6 protein-coding genes, 2 tRNA genes and 1 pseudogene are annotated in these 6810 nt (G+C 69.7%); 7 read left to right on the forward strand and 2 right to left on the reverse strand.

Going from position 1 to position 6810, the window contains the following annotated elements; all coding sequences use genetic code 11:
- Nucleotides 1-369, forward strand: a pseudogene (locus tag D7W79_RS44000) (hypothetical protein); the annotation flags it as partial.
- A 99-nt stretch (nt 370-468) separates the two neighbouring features.
- Here the strand turns inward: D7W79_RS44000 and D7W79_RS36450 are convergent.
- Complete coding sequence (locus tag D7W79_RS36450; protein ID WP_120529898.1) at nt 469-1500, reverse strand: hypothetical protein; 1032 nt, start codon at nt 1498-1500, stop codon at nt 469-471.
- Nucleotides 1501-1613: 113 nt separating this feature from the next.
- The gene (locus tag D7W79_RS36455; protein ID WP_171437007.1) at nt 1614-2711 is read right to left on the reverse strand and encodes a vWA domain-containing protein; all 1098 of its coding nucleotides are present in this window, start codon (nt 2709-2711) and stop codon (nt 1614-1616) included.
- Nucleotides 2712-2896: 185 nt separating this feature from the next.
- Here D7W79_RS36455 and D7W79_RS36460 point away from each other — a divergent pair, with 185 nt between their 5' ends.
- The 6 genes from D7W79_RS36460 (at nt 2897) to D7W79_RS36490 (ending at nt 6628) form a co-directional block, all read left to right on the forward strand.
- The gene (locus tag D7W79_RS36460; RefSeq protein WP_120529899.1) at nt 2897-4135 is read left to right on the forward strand and encodes a styrene monooxygenase/indole monooxygenase family protein; all 1239 of its coding nucleotides are present in this window, start codon (nt 2897-2899) and stop codon (nt 4133-4135) included.
- 67 nt (nt 4136-4202) lie between these two features.
- Nucleotides 4203-4619: a hypothetical protein gene (locus D7W79_RS36465; RefSeq protein WP_120529900.1), complete on the forward strand. Its 417-nt coding sequence runs from the start codon at nt 4203-4205 to the stop codon at nt 4617-4619.
- Nucleotides 4616-5395 (forward strand): hypothetical protein, encoded by a 780-nt coding sequence (locus D7W79_RS36470; RefSeq protein WP_120529901.1) that lies wholly within the window; start codon nt 4616-4618, stop codon nt 5393-5395. The genes D7W79_RS36465 and D7W79_RS36470 overlap by 4 nt, the downstream gene beginning before the upstream one ends.
- A 69-nt stretch (nt 5396-5464) precedes the next feature.
- Nucleotides 5465-6094, forward strand: coding sequence for a hypothetical protein (locus tag D7W79_RS36475; RefSeq protein ID WP_120529902.1), 630 nt, complete (start codon nt 5465-5467; stop codon nt 6092-6094).
- Between the two features lie 361 nt (nt 6095-6455).
- Nucleotides 6456-6531, forward strand: a tRNA-Pro gene (locus tag D7W79_RS36485).
- Between the two features lie 22 nt (nt 6532-6553).
- Nucleotides 6554-6628, forward strand: a tRNA-Leu gene (locus D7W79_RS36490).
- Nucleotides 6629-6810: the final 182 nt, after the last annotated feature.

The raw sequence follows: 6810 nt of genomic DNA on the forward strand, positions 1-6810 counted from the left end.
CCCGTGCAGGCCCCCGCGGCTCCGCTCCCCACCGATCTCCCGGGCTCCGTGGATGCCTCCGCCTCCGGCCAGAAGGTGGGCGGCAAGGGCTCCGACCTGATGTCGGCCCTGATGCAGGACGGCTTCGACGCCGGTGGCGTCGGCGGCAAGGCGGCGGAGCTGGGCAAGCTGCTGGAGGGCGTCGCCTCGGTGCTGGGAAGCATCGCCCAGCTGGTGCAGGGCATCACGCAGGGCGTGGAGGGCGTCACCGAAGGCGTGAAGGGCGTCGCGGGGGCCGTGGGCGGCGCCGCGTCCGGCGCGCTGTCGCTGGCCCAGTCGCCGCTGCAGGACCTGACGGCCGGCATGAGCCAGGCCCCGAGCCTGGAGTAGCCGGACGCGAAAACCAGACACCGTGAAACAAGCGAGGCGTGACAGCGATGAGCTGTCACGCCTCGATGTCATCACGTCCTGAGAGAGCGTCCTTCGCGGCTATTCGATGGACGCGACCTTGTCGTCCTTGCCGAACTTCACGCGCACCTTGGACGTCTTCGACTTCCAGTACGTCCAGGTGCTGGAGTTGAACGAGGGCGTCTCATGCGGAGGCGGAGGGCCCCACGCCATGCGCACGGCCTCGCGGCTCATGCCGGGCTCCACCTCCGACGCGGAGACCTTCTTGCGGTCCTCCGGCGTCAGGGCCTGGAGCTTCGCGGCCTGGTCCTCCAGCGCGAACGCCGCCTGGAACAGCTTCCAGGTCTCCGAACCCGAGCGCGCGTCGTTCTCGAACTCCAGCTCCGCGCCGGTCTCCACGACCTTGAACTTCACGGAGGACGAGCCCTTGTCCAGCACCTCGACCCGCGCGTTGAACGGGATGATGGGGCCCTTGAGGTAGTTCACCCAGGACACGGTGCCGTCGTCGAAATGGAAGTTCGCGGTCGCGTGGTAGTAGGTCTTCTCCACCGGGGGCGGCGGGGGGGCGGGGGCCACGGGCTCGTCGCCAATCCGCACGACCTTGCCGTCCGGGCCGAACTCCACCTCGAACGTGGAGAACTTCGAGCTCCAGTACGTCCAGCGGTTGCCCTGCAGCGACGGCGTCCGGTGCGGCGGCGGCGGACCGACCGTCAGCAGCACGGCCTCGCGCGACATGCCCTTGGCCAGCTCCCCGGCCCGGACCCCCTTCTGCTCCTCGGGCGACAGCGCGGCGATGCGCGGCGCGGGGTCCTGCTCGGCGAAGAAGCCCGCGAACAGCACGTTCATGGGCTTGCCCAGGCTCCGGTGCGTCACGAACCGGAACTCGGTGCCCGAGTCCATCACCTTGCAGCGGATCTCATCGTCATCCCGCTCGACGACCGCGACCTTCGCCCCCACGGGGATGGCCACGCCCTTGCCGCGGTAGTTCACCGCGGAGAGCTGGTTCTTGTTGAGCAGGAAGTTGGCCTGGGCGAACAGCACTTCGGCCCGGGCACTCATCGCCGTCATCAACCCCAGCGCGAACAACGCGCCGAGGACATTCTTTCGATACACGCAAAACCCCCTCGGGTGAGCAACGGCGCGGTTGTAGTGGTGTCGCACGCGGCGCCGCAAGGGGGTCCGCCTCGACGCGCGCGGCGGCGTCCGGGTATCGCGAACGCGGTCAATCAGGCCGCGGCGCTACCGCGCGCGCCGTCCCAGTCCTCCACTTCGTAGAGGAACTTCGTGCCGCCCTTGAGCTTCCGGTTGGCGGACGTGCTCTGCACGAAGACGACGTACTTCTCCAGGCTCGCGGGCCGGATGCGCACCGTCTCTCCCGGCGGCAGCCCGAGCATCTCCCGCGCGCGCTCGCCGCTGTAGAGGTCGCCGGACTTGCGGTCCATCAGCACCACCTCCTTGCGGCCCTGGATGGTCTCCGTCTTGGTGAACTCGTAGAAGCCGCGCCCCGTCTTGAAGCCCAGGCCGTTCTCCGTCACGAACTCCTTGATGGCGCTGTCCGCCTCCACCTCCAGCACCTGGAAGCGCCCCGGCGGCACCGCGCGCAGGTCCGTCTCACCGAAGAGCGTGGACGCGGCCCGCTTGAGCATCGTGTTGAACATCGCGTTCAGGCCGCGGTTCATGCGGCCCTCGCGGGACACCTCCGCCTCGTAGGCCTGGAGCTGCGCGTCCGACGACTGCTTGTAGCAGACGGCCAGCAGCATGTCGGTGACGTGCGCGAACTGATCCAGGCTCAGGTGGAAGCCGCCCGACTTCTCCGCCAGCTCCTTGTAGAACGACGTCGCGTGACGGCGGTTCAGCGCCTGGACGCCATACACCGGCACGCCCATGGCCCCCAGCGCGGCCACCTCCTTGCGCCAGTCCAGCTTCTTCGGGTTGTGCTGGGGCGGGTGCGGCACGTCGTCGCCAATGAGCACGAACGCCTTCGTGTAGCCCTTCGTCCAGGACAGGCCTTGCGCCTCGTGCAACACCAACTCGTAGCACTCCGGCGCGTCTCCGCCGCCCGTCTGGCCCACCTTCTCCACGAAGCGCGTGATGGCCTTCGCGTCGTCCGTGAGGTCCAGGGCCTTGGTCACGTAGGTGGACCCCGCGTCACAGTAGTCCCCGTGCGCGATGATGCCGATGCGGATGCCCGGGATCTCCTTGGTCAGCCGGTCCACGGCGGCCCCCAGCTTCTTCCGCACCTGCGCGAGGCACGGATACATGCTGCCCGTGGTGTCAAAGCTGAAGACGACCTCGACGCGATTATCAATCACAGACATCGTCATGGCGCACTCCCCCTCGTTCGTTTCCTCGCTGCGACGGAAGGAACAATACGTGCGGGGTCTGACATGGAAGGGGGCCGCCGGCGTCGGATTCCGGGCGGCCTCGTACCCCCGTGCGTTGCCAGACCGGGCCCCTCGTTGCGTAGTGCCCTGGCGGGATGTCAGACCCGCAAGATCCAGGGGGAACCATGAGGAACATCGGCATCATCGGCGCGGGCCAGGCGGGGCTGCAGCTGGGCTTCGGCCTGCTGGAGAAGGGCTACGCCGTCACCGTCTACTCGGACCGCACGCCCGAGCAGCTCTTCAACGCCCGGCTCGCCGCGACCACCTATCTCTTCGGCCGCGCGTACCAGTACGAGCAGGAGCTGGGGCTCGACTTCTGGAAGGGACCGGGGGAGTACGCCCGGGGCGGCGACCTGGACGTCTGCGCGGCCCCCGGCCAGCGGGCGCTCCGCGTCCAGGGGCGCTTCCTCCAGCCGGGCAAGGCCGTGGACCTGCGGGCGAAGTACTCACGCTGGCTCGCGGAGTTCGAGCGGCGCGGCGGAACCGTGGTGGTGCGGGACGTGGACGTGGATGGCCTGGAGACGCTCGTCCCGGGGCATGACCTGGTGGTCGTGACGGCGGGCCGGAACAGCTTCACCCGGCTGTTCGAACGGGACGCCGAACGCAGTGTCCATACACAGCCGCAGCGCAACCTCACGGCAATGATTGTCAGCGGCATGAAGCCGCTGCACGAGACGCCCTACCCTGGGCTCAAGTTCATCCTGACGGCGGGCCATGGCGAGTACTTCTCCATGCCGTACTTCGACCGCATCCGGGGTCCGCTGAACTGCATCCTGCTGGAGGCCATCCCCGGCCAGGGGTTGGACCGCTTCGGCGGCATCAGCACCGCGAGCGAGGCGATGGAGCGGATGAAGCAGGTGCTGCGCGACTACTCGCCCTGGGTGGCGGAGCGGCTGGAGGGTGCCGCCATCGTGGACGAGTCCTCCTGGCTCACCGGCGGGTTCACGCCCACGGTGCGCAAGCCGGTGGGCCGGCTTCCCTCGGGCCGGGCGGTGATGGGGATGGGGGACGTCGTCATCCTCAACGACCCCATCGCGGGCCAGGGGCTCAACAGCGCTTCGAAGCAGGCCCATGCGATGACGCGGGCCATCCTCGAGCACGGCGACCAGCCCTTCACGCCGGACTGGATGGAGCAGACCTTCGAGCACTTCTGGCGGACGGAGGGCCAGTTCATCACCGCCTTCACCAACATGCTGCTCCAGCCGCCTCCGCCGCACGTGCTGCGCTACCTGGGGGCGGCCTCGGCGGTGTCGACACTGGCCGACACGTTCTTCGACAACTTCGGAGAACCGCAGCGCTTCTGGCCCTGGATCGCCAGTCCTGCCGAGACGGAGGCCCGCATCCAGCAGGCGTCCGCGGCGTAGGGCCCCGGGGCTGGCTTCTGGCGCGGGCCCGCCCCCGTTAGGATGACGTCCCCATGGGGAACGCAACATGAGTGGCGAGGGCTCACGGCCCGTCGCGGTCGTGCTGGTGGGGCTCACGAACTTCCGCCTGGGACGCATCCTGCTGTGGACCACGACGGTGTTCCTGGGGCTCCTGGCGCTTGTGCCGGGGCCTGACAGCGGGACCCTGTGGCGCATGGCCGCCATTCCGGGCGTGCTCGCCCTGATAGGGACGGGCACCGCGTGGTGGAAGGAGCGACAGCAATCCCGCTCCAGCCCCATTCCCTGGCTGCTGCCCCGGCTGGCCGTAGGGGCGGTGCTCTTCGGCGCCGCCGCGCTCCTGATGTGGTGGCGGCGCCGGCGTGAGCTCCAGTCCGACGTGCCGGTGTCACCGCCCTCCGCCGAACAGGTGGACCGGTGGGCCACGGCCGAACCGGGCCTTGCGTCCCTGGAGCGCCCGTCATGAGCCACGCGGCGTTGAAGCAGCGGGCGCAGGAAGGGGACTCACTCGCGGCGCCTCCGCGTGAGTCCATGGGGGGCATGGCGCGCGCGGGCTTGCGGAGCCTCGTCGCCATGGTGCCCGCGCTGCTGGGCTCCGGCGTGAAGGGCGCGCTGAAGGGCTTCTTCGTCTTCGGGTGCTTCGGCCTCGGGCTGGCCGGCGTCTTCGTCCTCGCGCCACGCTGGACGGGCGCGGCCCCGACGCCGGCCTGGCTGGACGTGCTGAGCGTCGTGCTCACGCCGTTGGCCCTGGCGGTCGCCGGGGGCTCCGTGTGGATGCTCCACGGCGTCAGCTCGCGGCTCGCGAGCGAGGTCCGGGCGCGGGGGCTGATGGGCTATGCGTACGCCATCCTCAAGCCCGCGACGCTGCAGGTCGCCCGGCGCCTGCGCGGAGCCGGCACGCCTGGCCGCGCGGAGCTCACCCGGGCCATCGAGCAGTCGGTGGCGGAGCGCATGCTCGAGCCCGAGGAGGAATCGGCCTCCTCCCGCACCCCATGGCTGGAGGGCTTCCTCATGGACCAGTCCCGCCGGGTGCTGGGGCTCATCGCACTGCGCTCGGTGCTGACGTCCCCGGACATGCCGTCCGCGGTGCGGGAGCTGGAGACGCTGGCCATCGACCGGCTGGAGGGCGTGCTGGAGGAGACGCTGGAGGACGTGTTCTTCCTCCAGATGGTGCTCACGCTGGGCGCGGGCATCCTCGTCGCCGCGGTGCCCACACTCCTCCTCCTCTTCCTGCCCCGCTGACAGCGAGGCGTGCCGGGCTCTGCTAGCCTCCCGCCGTCCCGCCAGGGTGGGACAGGAGGCGACGCCGGGATGGACTCACTGGACGCGCGCATGGAGCGGCTGGAAGGCCGGCTTCGAAGGTGGCAGGGCCTCACCCTCGGGGCCCTCGTGCTGGCCGGGGTGGGGCTGGGAACCGCGGCCCTGCGTGACGAAGCACCGCCGCCACACGCGGGGGAGCTGGTCGCCTCCCGCCTGGTGCTCAAGGACGCCCAGGGCCGCACGCGGGCCAGCCTGGAGGCGAACCGCCAGGGTGGCGCGGCGCTGGTGTTGAACGACAGCCAGGGCCGTCCCAGGGCCCTGCTGGGCGTGGGCGAGGACGACTCACCCCGGCTGCGCTTCTCCACGGCGGAAGGCGAGTCGCTGGCGGAGCTGATGGTGTTCTCGGACGAGGCGCCGCGCCTGACGCTGTCCAAGTCCGGAGGAGCAGAGCTGTTCTCCGTGGGGCTCCAGGTGGACGGCTCGTCGCGGCTGGAGCTGGCGGACGTGACGGGAAGGCCCCGGGCCATCCTGGGCGCGGACGAGGAGGGCTCGCCCGGCCTGCTCCTGGTGGACCGGCGCGGTCAGCCCCGCGTGGAGCTGCGCGTGGGCAGCTCCGACGAGGCGAGCCTCGTGCTGGAGGGCCGCAACGGCCAGGTCTTCCGCGCGCCCGGGGTGCAGTGACGCCGCGGAGCTCGTGAAGCGGGGGATGCCCGCGGACGTGGACGACGTCCGGCGTATCGAAAAGCGGAACTGGCGCAAGCAGCCGTGTCAGGACTGATTTTCCGCCGCGTCACTCTCCAGCAAGAAAGGAGTGATGCCCATGACGAAGCGCGACGAGCTGAACCCGCTACCTACCACCGACATGGAGCCCACTCCGGACAGCCTGGACCTGGCCATCGCCTCGTTCCGCGGCAGTCCCCCCGGCACCTGACCCACGCCGCCACCCGGTAACCCCGGGACGGGCATGGACAGAGGCCGGGCTCCCGAGGGGGGACCCGGCCTCAGTCATGTCCGGGTCCTCCCTCGAGGGCAGAAACCCCATCGGGATGTAGCTCAGTCTGGTCAAGAGCGTGTGCCTCGGGCGCACAAGGTCGCTGGTTCGAATCCAGTCATCCCGACTTCACATCAAAGACAAACACCGCCGGGGTAGCCCAACTTGGTAGAGGCGCCGCGCTCAGAACGCGGAGGTTGCGGGTTCGAATCCCGCCTTCGGCACATCGTCAAGCCTGGCAATCCCAAGCAGTCCAGTCCGTCTCCGCCTGAGAGGGAGCTAGGGGCTGTCCCTGATTAACGCAGCCAGAGAAGCATGGAAGCGACGTGGAGGACAGCGAGGTAGCAGGTCGCCGTCTTGTCGTAGCGGGTGGCGGCGGCGCGAAAGCGCTTGAGGTCGTGGAAGA

It is taken from the genome of Corallococcus exercitus (assembly GCF_003611585.1).
Classification (GTDB): domain Bacteria; phylum Myxococcota; class Myxococcia; order Myxococcales; family Myxococcaceae; genus Corallococcus; species Corallococcus exercitus.

What these genes read in the sequence shown, in the direction of transcription:
- D7W79_RS36460 (WP_120529899.1), top strand. Translation starts at nt 2,897, where the DNA reads ATGAGGAACATCGGCATCATCGGCGCGGGCCAGGCGGGGCTGCAGCTG.
- D7W79_RS36455 (WP_171437007.1), bottom strand. Translation starts at nt 2,711, where the DNA reads ATGACGATGTCTGTGATTGATAATCGCGTCGAGGTCGTCTTCAGCTTT.
- D7W79_RS36475 (WP_120529902.1), top strand. Translation starts at nt 5,465, where the DNA reads ATGGACTCACTGGACGCGCGCATGGAGCGGCTGGAAGGCCGGCTTCGA.
- D7W79_RS36470 (WP_120529901.1), top strand. Translation starts at nt 4,616, where the DNA reads ATGAGCCACGCGGCGTTGAAGCAGCGGGCGCAGGAAGGGGACTCACTC.
- D7W79_RS36465 (WP_120529900.1), top strand. Translation starts at nt 4,203, where the DNA reads ATGAGTGGCGAGGGCTCACGGCCCGTCGCGGTCGTGCTGGTGGGGCTC.